This is a genomic window from Armatimonadota bacterium, from assembly GCA_023511795.1.
GTDB lineage: Bacteria > Armatimonadota > UBA5829 > DTJY01 > DTJY01 > JAIMAU01.
The window spans coordinates 261223-280384 of sequence record JAIMAU010000001.1 but is presented as its reverse complement, the minus strand read 5'-3'; the positions used below and the strand labels follow the sequence as shown (position 1 = coordinate 280384).

Genomic DNA, 19162 nt, shown 5'->3' with positions numbered 1-19162 from the left:
TTATCATAGAGTGAACACATCTTCAACATTTGCATATCAAGTCGCGTCCTATTACTGAATAAGAATTCGACAGCATAGGAGGCAAGTAAATGAGGTTTGGTTTGTCCAGGGCTAGCAAAAATATTTTCAGTCTTGTCATGCTACTATTGCTCGCAAGATGTACCTTCGCGCAGGATGAATGGAGCACCGTACCCTCGCTTTTCCAATATTTGAAGGATAATTATGGCCAAAGTTCGGAGCCGATTGTATCGGCCGAAGGAACTACTCCCAGCGAGAAACAATACCAGGAGGCTCATAAAGACGCCAAATCGCTTCCTCTAGAAAAACTTGCATCATTGTATTGCCTGAGGCTCTTTCAGCAGGACGGCATTTTCGTTCTTGCCCCTGCGAAAAGACCTGATTTGACGGACTTGGCGAAAGGGCGAGCAAAACCGATAAAGCCACTATCAATGCTTATAAACCAATTAGTTTTCGGTATGACCAATCATCAACTTCGTCTACTTGGCTCGCAAAATGGACTACCATTTTCTGAGCTTACAACCGACCAGCAAAAAATTATGGCTGAAATTTTCTCAAGACCAAGAGCTGTTGTTCTAGTGGAACCTGGGCAAAATGCAAACCTTTCCAAGGCAAAACCGGCCGAAAAGCTGGATATTAAGAATTGCTACCTGACTGCGCGCCTTTCGGTAGATTACTTAACCATCCAAGGTCCACAGTCTGAAGACCGGCGCTATCCGTTTGGTTCATACTTCAACATAAATTGCACCCAACCAAGGAGCAAGGCGGGATGGATTCTTGCCGACTTACGCATCAGAGATGAAGGTGGATATAGACTAAGACGGACGCCTCCACCGTGGGAGCCAAAGCAAATAGACAACTGTGTAAAAGAATCCGACCTGAATTTCTCTCTTGAAGCCCTCAACAAACCAATTCAACTATCAGGTACAACAACCATTAGTGAACTTTCGTCGGTAATTTCCAATAGCACAGGTATCAAGCTTTATGCAAGCCCAGGCTCAAACAATATTCCGCTTTATGTCCAAAGTCGAGGTTTCCCTGCAGGCCAGCTATTAAAAGCGGTTGCCTTGGCAACGACGGGAACATGGCGCCGCTTTGAGGATGGATACATATTCTCAGTTGACCTAATGGGCATCGGCCAAATAGCTGCCAGATATCGTGAACTTCAAAATAAACTCACGGCTGACCAACAAAACACTGATAACAAAACCTATGATTCAATCAAGCGGCACAATATTTTGACAATGCTGCCTCTTGATCTAACAGGACGTTTTAAATTAGACAATCAACAACTAGAATCTTTGGTTCTGAACGATGCCACTGGAGGGCTTACTTGGGACTCAATCAAACCAACTCAGAAAGCCTTCATCGAGAAAGAGCTGATTACTGCAGAAGGTCGAGGCTCACTGCCGGCTGACCGAAAGTTGGTATCTGTCATCCCAAACATCGTTGTTAAACTTACCTTCAACTTCCAAAATCTCGGGCCAGTTGAGCTGTCATGGGAAGCACCCGGCGGAGTCGCGGGAGTTGAAATATTCCCTATCAGGAATACCTCCTACGACCGGATTGCATCTTTTAAAGATGCTGAGCCAGGCACTCGTGTAGTTTTAAATTCGCCAATGCGCGCCTGCATTTGGAAGCCCACCGCAGGTGAATCACCCGAATTTATAGCCAAATCGCTTAAGGAGCATGGGTTTAACAACCTATTCCTTCGAGTTTTTACCTCTGGATATACTGCGTTTCCGAGTAGGACCTTTCCGATGATGCAAGGTTTAGACCAAGATTATTTTAAAAGGACAATCGCCGCAGCGCACAATCAAGGAATTAAAGTTTTCGTTGTGCTTGACGTTCTTCGCTGGCCAGATGGGACGAATAAGAACTGGGTCAGAAAAGAAACTGGGTTGCTTGATTTCGATATTTTTGGCCGAACAAGGTCCGAAAGCCTTGGCGCGACAAAGATTAGCGACGCCGATTTAGCCGATTCGGAATTCTACTACGGCGAAGGAACCACAGGTGATGCAGTCAACCCAGCAAATCTTGAAGTCCGCGCTAGGCTTCGTACCCTGCTTGACGAGCTTTCTACTTATGAGGTTGATGGACTAGCTCTCGACTATACGTCAATGCTTATCCCGACGCCAAGAGGAAGTATGAGATATGGTAGTACCCTGCCAAATCCAACTGGGAACCCTGGCCATAACGATGTTATGCGGCGGGAGTTTTTCATTGAGTTTGGAGTGGATTCCATTGACATACCCGAAGCTCCAATTCGCAATCTAGATTGGCTTCCACTCCAACAGATAGTCTCCGCATGCACTGAGCTCCAAGGTCAATGGGAACTGCTGTACAGAACAGCATGCGATAATTTGCTAGATTCGCTCCTCAGGAGATGGGACTCATCGAAGATAAATTCGCCTGTCTGGCTTATAGACACATTTGGAATCGAAAGGCCATCACACGACCTCTCGGGGTTCAAGAAGCGCATTCAAGGAATTATACATACGTTCGCCCCATATTCAACAGACGAAGACGGATACCCCAATAAGGATTTCGAAATAATTCCTATCGTTAGAGCAACAGAGCGAGTGGGAACTGCACGCTTTGTAAACACCATAATTAGCTTGCGGTCTCCGAGTTTTGGCAGCGTCCAGCCTTTGGCGGATAAAGGCATAGTGGTTGACCTTACCGCCGCTGGGAAACGCAAAATGGACTATCTAACTCTTATTACCTTGCCTGAAGAGAAATGCCAGTAATTTTACGGGGTAAAAGCTCATATTCTTGTACCAATAATTATATTGGTAACGAGCAACCGAAAAAGGCAAACTCGTCGAAAGGCGGGGACGCAAAGCCGCTGGGTCTAACTCTCCCAACGATTAGGAGACATGACTGCCAGGCTGCCGAAGTTAGCTGATTACCGCGGGGCAACCATTTTCCCATTTTAGGAGGCACAAATGGAATCCCGCAGTAACCACAGCGCTTAACGGCGCCTATTTTTGCGTTTCCTAAACAGGGTCGGGGCACAACACTATGGACCTTGCGGAATCCGAACTTGCCAAACCTGCCATCGAAAGGTTCAAGGTCGAAGTACTAGGCGGAGATGCAGTTTTTCTCACAGACCGCAGGCTTGGCCACAAGATCTATATGGCACCTAAGCGTATGTCTCGACCAGAATTACGCCGCTTTATTGTCCTTCTAAACAGCGACCTCAAACGCCTTACAATCCAAGATTTTTTTGCTAAATACGGTTTGCGGGGATAATTAAACTCAAAGTGCAAACACTGTACCTTCCCAGAAAGGTAGACGATGGGCTATAATGTCATAGACGCCCATGGAACATATCCTCAAAGACTTGAATCCCGCCCAAAGGGAAGCCGTATGCCACTCAGAAGGTCCTCTCCTGATTTTTGCAGGAGCAGGAAGCGGCAAGACTCGTGCTCTTACTTACCGAATGGCTTATTTGATTGGTGCAAAGGGTGTAAGGCCTTCCAATATCCTTGCAGTTACCTTTACCAATAAAGCCGCACGGGAAATGAAAGAGCGCATAAAAGGTTTAGTTGGAAGCCGAATGCTCGAGCAGATGTGGGTTGGCACTTTCCACTCCGTCTGCGCCCGAGTGCTTCGAGAACGAGGCGATCGAATTGGTTTGGATAGGAACTTTGTCATATTCGATGAACAAGATCAACTCACGCTTATCCGCGAATGCCTGGAGCAACTAAACATTGACGAAAGGGTTTACCCTGCAAGGCAAATACAATGGCATATCAGTCATGCTAAAGAACAAATGATTATGCCAGAAGAATATGTCAATGTCTACAAAGGTGCTCTGGAGAATCAAATCGGAAAGGTTTACCCACTCTATCAGAAGAAGCTTCTTGAAAATCGAGCACTTGACTTTGACGACTTAATTTTATATACCGTGTTGTTGCTCCGAGAATGCCCAGACGTTCGCCAACATTACCAACAAAAGTTCAAGCATATTCTAGTAGATGAATATCAAGACATTAATCAGTCTCAATTTCAATTTGTGAAACTACTTGCCGAAGAACATCGGAATATTTGCGTGGTTGGAGACGACGACCAAAGCATTTATTCATGGCGTGGCGCAGATGTGGGAATTATACTAGGATTCACAAAGCACTTTCCAGATGCAAAAGTTGTGAAGCTTGAGCAAAATTACCGCTCAACTCGGAATATTCTCGACGCAGCCTATCACGTTATCTCAAAAAACTCTACACGCGCTGAGAAAAAGCTTTGGACGGAACGCGGGGAAGGAGTGCCCCTCGACAAAATTGAGGCTTCGGACGAGCACGACGAGGCATCGCAAGTAGTTAACCGGATGCGTGACAAGGTTTTGGCAGGTGAAAGGGATTATTCCGATTTTGTGGTGCTATACCGAACAAACGCTCAGTCACGTGTGTTTGAAGACGTTCTCCGCAACTATCGCGTGCCATACAAGATTATTGGAGGCTTCAGATTCTACGAGCGCAAAGAAATCAAAGATTTGCTGGCCTACCTCCGCCTTGCTTACAATCCCTCAGACACCGTAAGCCTACTGCGTATTATTAACGTTCCTCCACGCGGAGTCGGGCCCATCACCATCGAGCGTATACGAGACTTCGCTGAAAAAGAGGGCATAAGCCTCTTCGAGGCATTGCACCGCCTAGAAGAAATAGAAGTACCTCGTGCACGACGTGAGTTGAACGCACTTGCCAAGCTAATCGAGTTTCTCCATTCTAAACAAGAGGAATACTCTGTGGGTAAACTACTAATCGAGATTGTGGAGAACACCAATTACATAACAGAGCTTCAAAAACAGGGGACTCACGAAGCAGAAGCAAGGGTAGAAAACGTCAAGGAGCTTTTCTCAGTAATAAAAGAGTTCGAGGAAACAAGCGAGAATCCAACGCTAGCCAAGTTCCTCGAAGAAATGGCACTAATGTCGGATATTGACAGCTATGAAGAAAACGAAAATGCGGTTGTGCTTATGACCCTTCACTCAGCAAAGGGACTAGAATTTCCTGTAGTTTTCATGGTTGGCATGGAAGAAGGCATATTCCCTCACAGCCGCTCTATGCAAAGTAGGGAAGAGCTTGAGGAGGAACGCAGGCTGTGTTATGTCGGAATGACGCGAGCTAAAGACGAACTTTGCTTAAGTTATGCACATACTCGAACTCTTTTCGGCGAGCACAGGCGCATGGTTCCATCTCGGTTTATTAGGGAAATTCCGCCCGAAATGTTCATTACCCATAAGCCGATGACACGATCTGATATGCCAACTTCACAGCTTTGGGTGAGCTCTGAAAAACAAAGAGGACCGACGATAGCATTCAAAATTGGGGACTATGTAAGACATAGCGTTTTTGGCTTGGGAATAGTGATTGATATTAAATCGGACGATAAAGACGTACAAATCACGGTTGCTTTCGAAGAAATTGGCATAAAAAAGCTAATGCTTTCGTTTGCGCCGCTTGAAAAGGTAGAAGTTTAGAATTAAGCAACTCGATTACTTGCTTCTTGATATCCCCTGGAGGAACAAGAAATGGAAAAAGTCGGTTTCGGAATCATTGGTGCTGGACAATGGGGAGAGCTACATGCAAGGGTGTATGCCTCCTCGCCCCACGTAATTCTCGCCGGCGTGTGTGATTTAATTGAGCATCGTGCCGAGTCAATTGCGCAAGCGTATGGTGCGGTGCACTATAAAGATTACACTGAGCTTCTTGCAGATGAAGCTATTAGCGCAGTCTCCATCGTCACGCCTGACTTCGCGCACGCGGAAATTGCTCTTGCGGCAGCGGAAGCAGGCAAACATATTCTCGTCGAAAAACCCCTAGCTATGACAGTCGAAGAATGTCAAGCAATCATTGATGCTGCCAAACGCTCAAATGTAAAATTAATGGTTGATTTTCACAATCGCTGGAGCCCACCATTCTACAAAGCATGGGAAGCAATCCGCCGAGGTGATATCGGTGAGCCGCAGCATGTTTACTACCGCCTTAACGACACAATCTACGTACCAACAACGATGCTTACCTGGGCAGAAAAGTCTACGGTGGAATGGTTCATAGGCACCCACTCAATAGACACCATCCGCTGGTTGCTCCAAGATGAAGTTCGACGAGTATACGCTGTCTCAAGATCGCGTGTTCTAACAAAAATGGGCATCAATACCCCAGACTTTTATCAAGTTACTCTGGAATTCGATTCAGGAGCAACAGCACATGTCGAAAACTCCTGGATTCTCCCAAAGACAACACCAAATATCATTGACCTCAAATGCGAAATTATTGGCAGCAAAGGCGCGCTGTACCTTGATACAAGTCATGCACGAATTTTGGAAAAGTATACAGAAACCGAGGCTTCCTACCCCGATGTTCTAGTTATGCCTCAGATATACGGCGCGCAGATGGGTTTTGCCGCAGAAAGCATTCGCCACTTCATCGATTGCGTCCTACATGACCGGGAACCTAGGGTAACAGGCGAAGACGGCCTCATAGTAACTCAAATTATCCAAGCGATTGAACAATCAGCAAGAACAAACAACCCCGTAGAAATACCAGTTTTTTGCAGTAGTAGTTGACTAGGTAGCCATAACAAGTTATAATAAACAAGCTGGTGCTTTTCGTATAGATGGGTAATAAAATCCCTTGTGATTTTTCCGCTTTAATTCAAAGATACCACGGATAGTTTTCGCCAGCCGAATTATCCTATCACATATTTCTTCTTTGGTGTACACAATATCGCTTTACTCCAAGATCTTAATCTCATTACTTATTGCAAATCCATCGTTAAAACGATTAGAAATGATGAATATCAGAACAGCCCTGTGCATATTAGTTTGGGTTATCGGGACAGTTTTCCCCTTGCCAGCATTCGCGGCTTTGTCCGGATGGTTTTGGCAAAACCCACTGCCTCAGGGGAATAACTTGGCCGACGTACACTTCGTAAGCGCTTCCATCGGCTGGGCCGTTGGCGATGTCGGCACAATCCTAAAAACCACTGATGGAGGCATTACATGGAATGTTACGTCCTCACCAACCGTTAACAATCTGACAAGCGTGCATTTTGTTGACAATGTCAGCGGTTGGATTTGCTCTCAAGAAGGCTTGATTTTTAAAACAACAAATGCGGGTTCTAGTTGGAACGATTCAAGTCCGTCATCCCCAATTGCAGCAAGTTCTATATACTTCATTGACAAGAACATTGGGTGGGTTGCAGGAGATGGAATACTCAAGACCACCAACTCTGGCGCAACTTGGACCGTTCAGCTATCAAGCACAAACACTCCGTTTCTAAATTCCATCTATTTCATCAACTCTCAGGAAGGATGGGCAGTCGGGGCAATAGACCCTGAAACTGGACAAGGAACAATTCGCCACACTACCAATGGTGGTCAGGATTGGGAAAAGCAAACGTCTAACGTAGACTATGAGCTTATCTCTGTATACTTTGTAAGCCCAACACATGGCTGGGCTGTTGGTGCCAATGGAACAATTATAACTACATCAAACGGTGGAGCTACTTGGGTACCCCAAACGTCTGGCACCACAAATATGTTAAATTCTGTGCAATTTTTATCCGACAGCATAGGCTATGCAGTTGGACAAGGCGGCGAAATATTATATACCGACGATGGTGGCGCCAACTGGCAGCCGCGAAACATGCCAGGCGTCAACAGTTCACTAAACGGATTATTCTTTATAAACTCCAGCACCGGTTGGGTAGTAGGCGCGGGAGGCAAAATTCTCTTAACGACAGATTCGGGACTAACATGGAACTTACAAGCCGGTTCGAGCATAGGTAAGTTGAATGCGGTATGGTTTGTTGACATGGAAAATGGTTGGGCGGTAGGAGATGCTGGGGTCATACTTCACACAACTACTGGTGGAACCACTTGGTCGATGCAGAATTCAAACACTGGGCAAATCTTATTTGGTGTTCATGCCATTAGCAAGTTGAAATGCTGGGCAGTAGGGAGAGGCGGCACCATACTTGCCACTACAGATGGCGGTGAAACTTGGTTTCCCCAATCATCAGGGAAAACATTAACGCTCAAAGGCGTTTATTTCCTAGATGAGAACAAGGGATTTGTGGTGGGCCAGAGCGGCACAATATTAAAAACAACAAATGGTGGCAACACCTGGCAATCCGTAACATCAGGAACGACTTCTACTCTTAATTCCATCAGATTCGCAGATGCGCTAAATGGCTGGATTGTTGGAAACAGTGGCGTTGTACTTAAAACAATTGATGGTGGTGAAAGCTGGATTATATTGCCAACCGGTATAACTTCGATGCTAACCTCTGTTGACTGCTGGAGCTCAACGCATGCTTGGATTGCTGGCAACTTGTTCGATGATGATCTAATAACACAGATACTAAGAACCACCAGTGGCGGAGCAAGTTGGTCTTCTATACCCGCAGGTGTAGGAACAAACACCCTTTACGCACTTGATTTTATTGACAACAATTATGGCTGGGGTGTTGGTGATTTGGGCGCGATTACCCGAACGCAAAACGGAGGCGACAGCTGGCTGAAACTTACCTCTCCAACAAGTAACCCGCTTAGTTCGGTTTGTTTTGTAAATTCTCGTATAGGATGGGCAGTCGGAGCAATGGGAACCATCTTAAAGACAATGACCGGTGGAGAGACAATAGAAGAAATAAATTATATTAGCGACCTGTTTACCAAGCTAGACAATTCATGGGTAAGCCTCTCAAATAAAATCGTCTCCGCGAAATTTAGCGATCATTTTTACATCCAAGAACCCAGCCGTTGCTCAGGCATCAGAGTACATTGGAATGGCCCAATGCCTGCCGAAGGAGATGTCGTCACTGTCTCTGGAATGCTTTCTACGTCAAATGCTGAGCGGCAAATTGAAGCGGTTAAAGTACACAAATCAGGCAGCTCAGGACAGATACCAAGTCCTCTTGGAATTTGCAATCGCAACCTTGGAGGAATAAGCCCAGGTCCGCCGACACCGAGCGTGTCTGAAGCCAATGGCCCCTATAATATTGGACTAAAGGTCAGAGTCTGGGGGGAAGTAACAGCGGCAGTTCCTAACAGCCATTTTTACATTGACGACGGGGCACACCTCACCGACCAATATGGCAACATCGGCGTGAAAGTACTTGCGCCGCCTCCTGCTGGGTTAGAAATTGGAAAGTTTGCAATTGTAGTTGGCATTAGTGGTGCAGAAATTTCAGGTTCGCAGATTATTCGAGTAATTCGTGTGCCTGAATCAGGCACAATAACCTTCTATTAAAGTTTCAATCAGCGCCAAGTATCAACTCGTCCACATATTCTACAGTCACCCCATGCGGCGAAAGTATATCATGGAGTCTAGGAGCAAGGACAATCATTCCTGGCCGTTCAGTTTCAAAATGCCCAGCGTCAATAACCATCAACCCAAGCGTTCGGGCCTCCACAAACCGGTCATGCCTTAAATCGCCAGTTACGAATACATCCACCCCTTTTGAATACGCCCCTTCAACCTCTCCGCTGCCGCCTCCTCCAACGACTGCTACAGTCTCGACCGGCGCAGCGGAATCACCAGACACGCGAAGTACCTCGTTATTAAGCACATCTCGAACTAGACAGCAAAATTCCCCAAAGGTGGTTGGCTCCCGCAATTTTCCATACCTGCCCAACCCCCACTCCTTGCCTTTGTTCCAAAGGGGGTAAACATCATACGCGACTTCTTCGTAAGGATGAACCGCCAACATAGCACGCAAGACATCATGCAAGTGCTTTTCAGGAACAATTGTCTCAAGTTTAAACTCCGCTGTCTGCTCCAATTCACCTACACGGCCAATATACGGTGTTGCACCCTCCAGCGGTTTAAAAGTTCCAGTACCTGGAGAGCGAAAAGTGCAATGAGAATAATTTCCAATCCATCCCGCACCGGCTTCGCAAACAGCATTAAGAACGTCATCCACAGCTTCATTTGGCACAAATACCGCAAGCTTGAAAAGCTTCTCGCCGCCAGTAACCTTGAGAATCTGGGGTTCTACAATTCCCAGCCGGTCTGCCAGAACATCATTGATGCCGCCATCTGCACAATCGTAGTTCGTATGCATAACATAGAGACTCACGCCTGCATTCACTAACGCATAGACTATTTTCTGGGGGTATTGATCTAGCCGAATTGAACGTAATGGACTGTATATTAGCGGGTGGTGTGCGATAATCAAATCAGCTGACCTAGATTTCAATAACGGAAGGGTAACATCAACTGTCACGACTATCGACCGAACATCCTGGCCTGGGTCTCCAATCATTAATCCAATTCGGTCATCTGGCAACATCCGCTCGGGTGGAGCAATATCTTCAAGTATTGGTATAATATCGCGCAATAGCATATTTAGCCTCCGCAAGGAACTCCTACTGCCAAGCGAAAACCTGCTTATTCACTGACTAAGGGTAACTGCCTCATCGTAGAATATATCTTTATACGCAAAAAGGCCCCCTGCACCGCCAGTATGCCAAAAGAGAACTGGGCGTTCGCTACCAATCTTGCCTTCCCTCGCAAGACCAATCAAACCAGCCATCGCTTTCCCGGTGTAAACAGGGTCGAGTATCAAACCCTCCGTCCTCGCAGCCAACAGTATCGCATGCTTGCCACTTTCTGTTGGAACGCCATATGCTTCCCCAATATACCCATCGTAGATCTCAAATGCATCAAATGTTAGCTCAGCATCTGCCCCCAGAAGATCCCAAATACCAGCAGTAATCTTCCTCATTTGTTCTCGGATATGAGCGGCTGAACGACTTACCGAAATTCCTATTACGCGAGCTTCTGGCAGGAAAAGGTGGCATCCGGCAACTACCCCTGAAATTGTTCCGCACGACCCAACTGCTAAAACTATGTCGGGGTTCACAATACCCAAATCATCCAACTGAGACGCAAGTTCCTGAACGGCTTTCACATAACCTAACGCCCCAACAGGAGTAGACCCGCCAACAGGGATTACGTATGGCTTCTTGCCCTGAGATTTCAATCGTTCCACCTCTCCAGCCATAACGTCTTCAAGTTGAACACCGCCTACGCCTGGAAGGAAACGAATTTCGGCACCGAAGATGGTGTCAAGAAGAAGGTTGCCCTGAAATTCGTCAGGCTTTGGGTCGTTCAGAAAAAGAATTGCATCCATTCCAAGTTTTCGAGCAGCCGCCGCAGTCATTCGGGCGTGGTTCGATTGCCGTCCCCCACATGTTAGGACAACATCAGCGCCAAGCTTTTTGGCTTCAGCCATTAAGTACTCCAGCTTCCGAGCTTTGTTTCCTCCCAGCGCAAACCCTGTGGCATCATCACGCTTGACAAGTAGCCGGCTAATGCCAATTTCCCCTGCCAAACGAGGCGCATCTTCAAGCGCCGTCGGAAGATGTGCAAGCTTGATTCGTGGCACGTCGTCTAGTATCATAGCATTGCAATTGTACCCTTTGAAAAAAGTATAGTCAATGCAAAAGGAAGGGAGAACTGGCGAATTGGGGAATATAGTTTCAATGTGGGGACAATTGGTGGAAATCAATCCCTAATTCTTCCCTTCGCTCAAGGAGGAATCCATGAAAAAACTTATATATATGGACAATGCTGCAACAACTCCGATGCACCCAGAAGTACTTAATGCGATGATACCCTACTTAACCGAGGAATATGCAAATCCTTCGACACTTTATTCATTTGCAGGCAAACCTCGGCAAGCAGTCGAAGATGCTCGCGCGCAAGTCGCTTCACTAATTGGCGCAAACACAAAGGAGATATACTTCACCAGCGGCGCAACTGAATCGGATAACTGGGCAATAAAAGGCACTGCTTTTGCACTTAAATCTAAAGGAAACCACATTATTACCAGTGCAATCGAACATCATGCCGTCATTGAACCTTGCGAATTTCTCAAAAAGCAAGGTTTTGATATAACTTTCCTGCCGGTAGATTCGGATGGCTTAGTAGACCCCGAAGATGTAAGGAACGCAATTACAGAACGAACAATTTTAATTTCAATAATGCACTCAAATAATGAAATTGGTGTAATCGAACCGATAGCCGAAATTGGAGAAATTGCTCGCGAGAAAGGTGTTCTTTTCCACACAGACGCCACACAATCTGTTGGCAAGGTTCCAATCAATGTTAACGAATTGAAAGTAGATATGCTTTCGCTATCGGCGCATAAGTTTTACGGACCCAAAGGAGTGGGAGCGCTCTATATCCGGAAAGGCGTTAGGATTGAAAACTTCATGCACGGCGGTGGCCAAGAAAACGGCAAGCGTGCAGGCACCCACAATGTGCCTGGCATCGTTGGCCTTGGGAAAGCCGCGGAGCTCGCAAAGGAAACCATGGCGGAGGAAGCAGAATACCTAACTCGGCTAAGAGATAAGCTCACCCAGGGAATTCTCACAAGAATCCCCGACAGTCGACTGAATGGGCATCCTACAAAACGCCTGCCCAATATTGTAAACGTCAGCATCAAGGGAGTCGAAGGCGAATCGATGATTATCTCTCTCGATATGTTGGGCATCTGTTCGTCAAGCGGTTCCGCTTGCACCTCCGGAACGCTCGAAGCCTCCCATGTACTTCTCGCCCTCGGCTTGCCCCATGAGCTCGCCCATGCCTCTCTCAGGCTTAGCCTCGGCCGCGAGAATACAGAGGAAGACGTGGATACAGTTATCAATGCTTTGCCTGATATTATTAACAGACTTAGAACCATATCACCAATGTAGGAAATAGGCAAACACTGGATGATTCTTAAAAGGAGTACCTTGACAAAACCTCCCCCCAAGTGCTATACCAAAGTCAGGTTCTCGCCGATGGTAAGGAGGTACTTATAGTGCGTTCGGTAAGAATTGCTGCAATTTTGTCCATAATAGCTCTTTTTTCGCTTCTGACATTATTCACATCGGGCTGTGGCCGCCAAGAATCAACAAAAACAACTCCAGAAAACATCGGCATGGCTCAAGCCAAAGAACAGCCCAAAGAGGTTGCAAAGCCCACTTCATCAACACAAAAGGAAACACCCAAGGCTCCCACCTCGCCTAAATCCAAACAGGCCAAAGCCGATGCCAATCCAAAACAAAAGCCTCAAGCAAAGTCCCAAGTAAAACCAAGCACGCCGTTGAAAGCCAAATCTCAGGAAAAGCCTCAACCAAAGCCAACCAAGACACATCAAGAACCCACACCAAAGCCAGCGCCTGGGGCGATCTATATTGACAGTGAAGACCCTAGATTTATCGAAGGGCCCAGGCCCGACCTGCCAACTGACGGCTCACCAGTTGTTATAACCTATCGCATTCCGCGAATGTTCAGCCTCAATTTCAAAGAGCGTGAGACCAATGAGGGAACGCAGGGCATTAGCTTTATGACGATGACCATCTCAGGCGAAGCAGGGTCGGACGCTGAAATACATCTTGTGGCTCGAGATAGAGCAAAACCTATTGAACCAATTTTCCGCATTACTGCAAGAAATGCTAAGAAGGGACAAACCTGGAGGAAATCCATCACTGGAATGGAGATAGAAGCCAAACTGCTTGATTATGCAACAGATTCCGGACTGTCAATTACCGATCCCGCTTTGGTGATAATCAAAGTTCAAATAAGAGCAACTCTAAAGCCATAGCTTCTTCCCTTTGCTTCTAAGTAAAAATGCGCCAAGAATCCAACCAGCGCCAGTACCGGTGGTAAGCAGCCCTTTGCCGCCTCTGCCGCCCTCCAAAACAATGCCAAAATAACCGCAAATGTTTTTACCAAAAGCATACTCGCCACTCCGCCAACCTCAAAAGCTTCTTTCCCAAGCCAAAAAGATGCATGTGCTTTTTCTTCTTTTTTGACCCAAGACAAAATTTTTCGCAAACAAACCTATCTTATTTCTTGACAACCTCACACAGTTGCAATAGAATAGCGCAAGCTGTGAGCCTAGCCACCCCTCCATCAACCAATTCTGCAAGGAGAAATAACAAAGAAAATGAGCAACGTAAAAGAGGTTACCGATGAAGACTTCGAGCAGGAAGTTCTGCAATCCACCACCCCAGTCCTTGTTGACTTTTGGGCACCATGGTGTGGACCTTGTCGAATGATTGCACCCATCGTAGAAGAAGTAGCACAAAATTACGAGGAAAAGCTCAAGGTTGCCAAGGTTAATGTAGACCAGTCCCCATTGGTCGCCGCGCAATTCAGAATAATGAGCATCCCTACCTTAATGCTCTTCAAAAGCGGGAATGTCATTGAAACAATTGTGGGCGCAGTGCCAAAAAATCAGATTGTTGAAAAAATACAGCCGCACATTTAACTCACAGTCATGGTTTCCGCTATCCCAATTTCCAATTCCCTTATTAACCTGCATCCGTTGACAAGAAGTGAGGGCCTTAACTATAATTGATTATCGCAAATTTTCCTGAAACAGCATGAGGAGGTACGCCATAATATGGCCGGCGTCATACTAAAGAACCTAACCAAGACTTTTAAGACTGTCGTCGCGGTCAAAAATATGAATCTTGAAATAAAGGATAAGGAATTCCTTGTCCTCGTTGGCCCTTCCGGTTGTGGAAAGACGACAGCGCTTAGAATGATTGCGGGACTCGAAGAAGTCACCGAGGGCGAGATATACATCGGAGACCGCCTCGTAAACGACGTTTCGCCCAAAGACCGAGATATTGCCATGGTCTTCCAAAACTATGCGCTCTATCCACATATGAGCGTCTACGACAATATGGCATTTGGGCTGAAACTTCGCAAAGTCCCCAAGCAAGAAATCAAGAAGCGCGTCGCCGAAGTCGCACAAATGCTCGGCCTTACCGACCTGCTCGACCGCAAGCCAAAGCAGCTTTCCGGCGGTCAAAGGCAGAGAGTGGCACTTGGCCGTGCTATTGTCCGCGAACCAAAAGTCTTCCTCATGGACGAACCCCTATCCAACCTTGATGCAAAGCTCCGCGTCCAAACCCGCGCCGAGCTCATCAAATTGCACCGACGGCTCGGAATAACTACTATCTATGTAACCCACGACCAAGTCGAAGCAATGACAATGGGTGACCGAATTGCCGTCATGCGCGACGGGGTTGTTCAGCAAGTAGACACACCTCTCGGCTTATACAACAACCCCGCAAACATGTTCGTCGCTGGCTTCATCGGTACGCCGGCTATGAACTTCATCGAAGCAACGCTCCTGAAAGCTAGCGACAGATACGTCGTTGATGCCGGAAGCTTCAAAGTGGTAATTCCCGAATCGAAAAATGGTAAATTCGAATCATACGTCGGTAGGAAGGTTATCTTCGGCATTCGCCCAGAAGACATCTTCGATAAAGCCCTCAGCCCCCTAGTGAAACCCACCGAGGAAAATACTATCAAAGCCCTGGTAGATGTTATAGAGCCCATGGGCCCCGTTTGCACAATGTACCTCACGACTGGAAACCACAACCTAGTCGCTACAATTGACGCCGACACAAAGGCAAAAGAAGCAAGCGAAATGGAAATCGTCTTTGACATGGAAAAAAGCCATCTCTTCGATCCCGAAACCGAGGCGGCAATTTATTAAAACCTTTGCAAAAAGATTAGAGGATTAAACAGGGCCTTGGTGGGATGCCGAGGCCCTTTTTGACAGCCTATGAAAAAGCTTTTCATCACAGGCGGAAGCGGCATGCTCGGGAGCTATGCGGCCGTTCAAGCGGCGGAAAAAGGTTGGGACGTCACGGCCTCGTATAGACGAAACGCCATCGAACTGCCAGGCTGCCGAACGGTTCAACTAGAGCTCTCGGACGCCGAACGAGTGCTAGAGGTAATCGCCAGCGCCTCGCCCAACGCAATTATCCACACCGCCGCACAAGCAAAACCCGACTTCTGCGAGCAAAATAAACTCACGGCTTTCGAATCCAACGTCATCGGAACTTTTAACATTGTCCGCGCCGCAGAGAAAATTGGCGCCCACCTCGTTCACATATCCACCGACACCGTCTTCAACGGCGAGAAAAACCCTTATAAGGAAAACGACACGCTTTCCCCACCCAACTACTACGGTCTAACCAAAGCCGCGGCGGAAGCGGCCGTTGCTACCTCAAACGCCGGCTGGGCTATCGTTCGCACATCAATTATCTTCGGCCCGCGTAAGTTCCCCTTCCAAGAATCCTTCTCCGACAAAATAATCGACGCTCTTAAGGCAGGCAATAGAATCAAAGCTTACGCAGACCAATATCGGTGCCCAATCCCTGCATGGAATCTTGCCGACGCTTGCCTCGAGATTGTCGAACGCCGACTCACCGGCATCTTCCACGTCGAGTGCCCCAACGTCGTCTCACGCCTCGAGTGGGCACTGAAAATTGCAGAGGTCTTCAATCTCCCTAAATCGCTAATCGAACCAATGTATATGGACTCCTCTCCAGGAATTGCCAACCGCTCCAAAATACTTGTGCTCGACGTTTCAAATACTGTCAAACAGCTTCGCACCCCCCTACTCGGATTCGAAGAAAGCATCAACGAATTGAAACGCAGGATGACAAATGACTAGACAATTCCCTACTCTTGGGGTTATCATACGCTAAACATAAGCAACCGCAACCAAGCTGTTCAGCCCAACTGAACATTCCATAGGCCCAAACAACACAAAAAGCAAACAGCACCAACAAGGGAGCGCGATGCCAAAATGACTAATCGAACAAGCTACAGCCCATATGTAAGGTGGACGCTCGCCATTCTCGTTTTCTTGCTCGCCTGTGCCGCTTGTCTGAACTCCAATAACCCAGCTTTGTGCCTTCAGGCGCTTGCCCCTAGACTAGCCATCCCAGCCGACATCGAAATCATACGCAACGTGGAATATGGTAAAGGCGGGGACGAACCTCTCACACTCGACATTGTCCGCCCAAAACGCCCGTCCATCAAACCAATGCCAGCCGTTATCTTTGTTCACGGCGGGGGATGGCAAAGTGGAAGCAAAGAGGCAGGCATTCGAAAAATCATCCCACTCGCCCAAAACGGGTACTTCTGCGTTACAATTAATTACCGCCTCACCGATAAGGCCCCGTTCCCCGCTCAAATCGAGGACTGCAAATGTGCTGTTCGGTGGCTCCGCGCCCACGCCAAAGATTACAACGTTGATTCCAATCACATCGGCGCTTGGGGCTCCTCCGCCGGCGGCCACCTCGTCGCCCTCTTAGGTACATCAGGCGGCGTGAAAGAACTTGAAGGGAACGGCGGATGGGAAAAGTTCTCTAGCAAAGTCCAAGCTGTCGCCGATTACTTCGGTCCCACTGACTTCCTATATTGGGCAGAAGAGGCGAAGAAAAAAGGATTTAACATCGAAGAGCTAGAGCGAAAGCGCGCAAATGGAGCAATCTCCAAACTCCTTGGCGGACCTTTCTCCAAGAAAATTGACGTTGCGAAGAAAGCCAGCCCCACTACCTACATCGATAAAAAAGATCCGCCGTTCTTTATCGCGCATGGCGAAAATGACGACCTCGTCCCCCTCAGCCAAAGCAAGGCATTCTACGAAGCTCTCAAGAAAAACGGAATTGAATGCACGCTCCACATCGTGAAAGGTGCAGGGCACGGCTTCAAAAGCCCTGAACCCGATAAATTGGTTATGGATTTCTTCGACAAGCACCTAAAGGAAAGGAAGAAGTAAAATGTACACAACAACCTCGTTCGCCCTAATCTTCGCCTTAATCTCAATAGCAATTGCCGCGGTCGTTCCTGCAACCGAAAAGCAAACCGCGCCAACAAAGTCCGAGTTCCAAATACCCGACGACATCGAGCTAATAAAAGACATCCCCTACAGCCTCGACGGAAACGAGAAGCACAGATTGGACATTCTCCGCCTAAAGAAGCCGTCAAAAGACCCTATGCCCGTAATAGTCTGGATACACGGCGGAGGGTTCCGCGGTGGAAGCAAGACATCCGGCTATCCGCGCCTCATCCGCTTCGTTAGACGCGGATACTTGGGCGTTACAATCGACTACAGATTCAGTACCGAAAAGATATTCCCAGCGCAAATCCACGACTGCAAGTGTGCAATTCGGTTCCTCCGCGCACATTCAAAAAAGTACAACCTAGACCCCGAAAGGATAGGCGTTTGGGGCGCTTCCGCAGGCGGTTACCTCGTGTCCATGCTTGGTACAACCGGCGGAATAGAGGAATTCGAAGGCAACGGAGGCTGGCAAGAATATTCCAGCCGCGTTCAAGCCGTTGTAGACTTCTATGGAATGACGGACTTCCTAGCGATAGAAGAGTTGGTGAAGCAAGGCAAAGCAACCGAGCGCTTTATGATTCACGACGGGAAAGATTCAGCCTCGGGGCTCCTCGGTGGACCCTTCTGGGAGAACCCAGAACTCTGTCGGAAAGCCAGCCCAACGACATACGCATCAAAAGACGACCCGCCGTTCTACATCTTCCACGGAGACAACGACCCCCTAACTCCGCACAGCCAAAGCCAATTGCTCCACGACGTGCTGAGAAAAGCGGGAGTCGACTCTCACATTTACATAGTGAAAGGTGGAAAACACGGGTGGCCCTCGCGACCCGATGTTGACGAAAAGATAGACGCATTCTTCGACAAACATTTGCTGAAGAAAAAGCCATCAAAGTAAAAGAGCAATCCCCGAAGGCAAACGCAGGGTCCAGCATCGGGCGGCAAGCACCGTCGCAGGTTCACAGAAAACCAAACAACTAGGCGGAAGCCGCTCACAACCAAAATAAGCCAAAGCGAATCCCCCTGCTCAAAGGCAGGCAAAACCAAGCTAAGCCCTCCAACCAATACCGCCAAGCGGGGGGATTCTTCGCAATGCCCTCCCAAACACGCCTTCCGCCCAACCAAACCAAAATCAATTAGCCAAACCAAACCATATCTTTTGCAAAAAAGAAAAGGCAAATGCCCAAATAAATTAGACTCATCTAGCACAAAAACTACAAGCACACCATCTTAAATCAGCGCATTTTCGATTAAGTTAGCCGCTGAAACAACGACTTTGCGCCGTTGTGCAAAAATGTTGTACAACTGTGCAACATTTTTAGACCGCGGTACAAAAATGTTGTACCGCGGTACAAAAGTGTTGTATCGAAGTACAAAAGTGTTGTACGACTGTACAAAAGTTTTGTACAAACGTACAAAACTTTTGTACCACCTCACATCAAAGTTTGCAATCGGCTGATAAACCTCTGCAAAAATGGCAACAAGC

The 19162-nt window shown here is 47.4% G+C and carries 14 protein-coding genes and 1 riboswitch; of the genes, 12 read left to right on the top strand and 2 right to left on the bottom strand.

The window, feature by feature from the left end:
• Positions 1-89 precede the first annotated feature (89 nt).
• The 5 genes from K6T99_01195 to K6T99_01175 all read left to right on the top strand — a co-directional run bounded on the left by K6T99_01195 (position 90) and on the right by K6T99_01175 (position 9278).
• Positions 90-2768 (top strand): hypothetical protein, encoded by a 2679-nt coding sequence (locus K6T99_01195; protein MCL6518423.1) that lies wholly within the window; start codon positions 90-92, stop codon positions 2766-2768.
• Positions 2769-2822: 54 nt separating this feature from the next.
• A riboswitch (cyclic di-GMP riboswitch) is annotated at positions 2823-2917 on the top strand.
• Between the two features lie 125 nt (positions 2918-3042).
• Entirely contained in the window at positions 3043-3273 is a 231-nt protein-coding gene (locus K6T99_01190) for a hypothetical protein (protein MCL6518422.1), read from the top strand.
• A 70-nt stretch (positions 3274-3343) separates the two neighbouring features.
• On the top strand, positions 3344-5503 hold the full coding sequence (gene pcrA, locus K6T99_01185) for a DNA helicase PcrA (protein ID MCL6518421.1): 2160 nt from the start codon (positions 3344-3346) through the stop codon (positions 5501-5503).
• A gap of 51 nt (positions 5504-5554) precedes the next feature.
• On the top strand, positions 5555-6592 hold the full coding sequence (locus tag K6T99_01180) for a Gfo/Idh/MocA family oxidoreductase (protein MCL6518420.1): 1038 nt from the start codon (positions 5555-5557) through the stop codon (positions 6590-6592).
• Between the two features lie 346 nt (positions 6593-6938).
• Entirely contained in the window at positions 6939-9278 is a 2340-nt protein-coding gene (locus K6T99_01175) for a hypothetical protein (GenBank protein MCL6518419.1), read from the top strand.
• Between the two features lie 4 nt (positions 9279-9282).
• On the opposite strand, the gene K6T99_01170 is transcribed toward K6T99_01175, so the two are convergent.
• Entirely contained in the window at positions 9283-10374 is a 1092-nt protein-coding gene (locus tag K6T99_01170; GenBank protein MCL6518418.1) for a Nif3-like dinuclear metal center hexameric protein, read from the bottom strand.
• Between the two features lie 48 nt (positions 10375-10422).
• Positions 10423-11433 (bottom strand): D-cysteine desulfhydrase family protein, encoded by a 1011-nt coding sequence (locus K6T99_01165; GenBank protein MCL6518417.1) that lies wholly within the window; start codon positions 11431-11433, stop codon positions 10423-10425.
• A 142-nt stretch (positions 11434-11575) separates the two neighbouring features.
• On the opposite strand from K6T99_01165, the gene nifS reads away from it, so the two are divergent.
• The 7 genes from nifS to K6T99_01130 all read left to right on the top strand — a co-directional run bounded on the left by nifS (position 11576) and on the right by K6T99_01130 (position 18574).
• The gene (gene nifS, locus K6T99_01160) at positions 11576-12730 is read left to right on the top strand and encodes a cysteine desulfurase NifS (protein MCL6518416.1); all 1155 of its coding nucleotides are present in this window, start codon (positions 11576-11578) and stop codon (positions 12728-12730) included.
• Between the two features lie 107 nt (positions 12731-12837).
• On the top strand, positions 12838-13623 hold the full coding sequence (locus K6T99_01155) for a hypothetical protein (protein ID MCL6518415.1): 786 nt from the start codon (positions 12838-12840) through the stop codon (positions 13621-13623).
• 345 nt (positions 13624-13968) lie between these two features.
• The gene (gene trxA / locus K6T99_01150; protein MCL6518414.1) at positions 13969-14292 is read left to right on the top strand and encodes a thioredoxin; all 324 of its coding nucleotides are present in this window, start codon (positions 13969-13971) and stop codon (positions 14290-14292) included.
• A 135-nt stretch (positions 14293-14427) separates the two neighbouring features.
• Positions 14428-15534: a sn-glycerol-3-phosphate ABC transporter ATP-binding protein UgpC gene (gene ugpC / locus K6T99_01145; GenBank protein ID MCL6518413.1), complete on the top strand. Its 1107-nt coding sequence runs from the start codon at positions 14428-14430 to the stop codon at positions 15532-15534.
• A 69-nt stretch (positions 15535-15603) separates the two neighbouring features.
• The gene (locus tag K6T99_01140; GenBank protein MCL6518412.1) at positions 15604-16500 is read left to right on the top strand and encodes an SDR family oxidoreductase; all 897 of its coding nucleotides are present in this window, start codon (positions 15604-15606) and stop codon (positions 16498-16500) included.
• A gap of 135 nt (positions 16501-16635) precedes the next feature.
• Complete coding sequence (locus K6T99_01135) at positions 16636-17613, top strand: alpha/beta hydrolase (GenBank protein ID MCL6518411.1); 978 nt, start codon at positions 16636-16638, stop codon at positions 17611-17613.
• A 1-nt stretch (position 17614) separates the two neighbouring features.
• A complete protein-coding gene (locus K6T99_01130; protein ID MCL6518410.1) occupies positions 17615-18574 on the top strand; it encodes an alpha/beta hydrolase in 960 nt (319 codons plus the stop codon).
• Positions 18575-19162 lie beyond the last annotated feature (588 nt).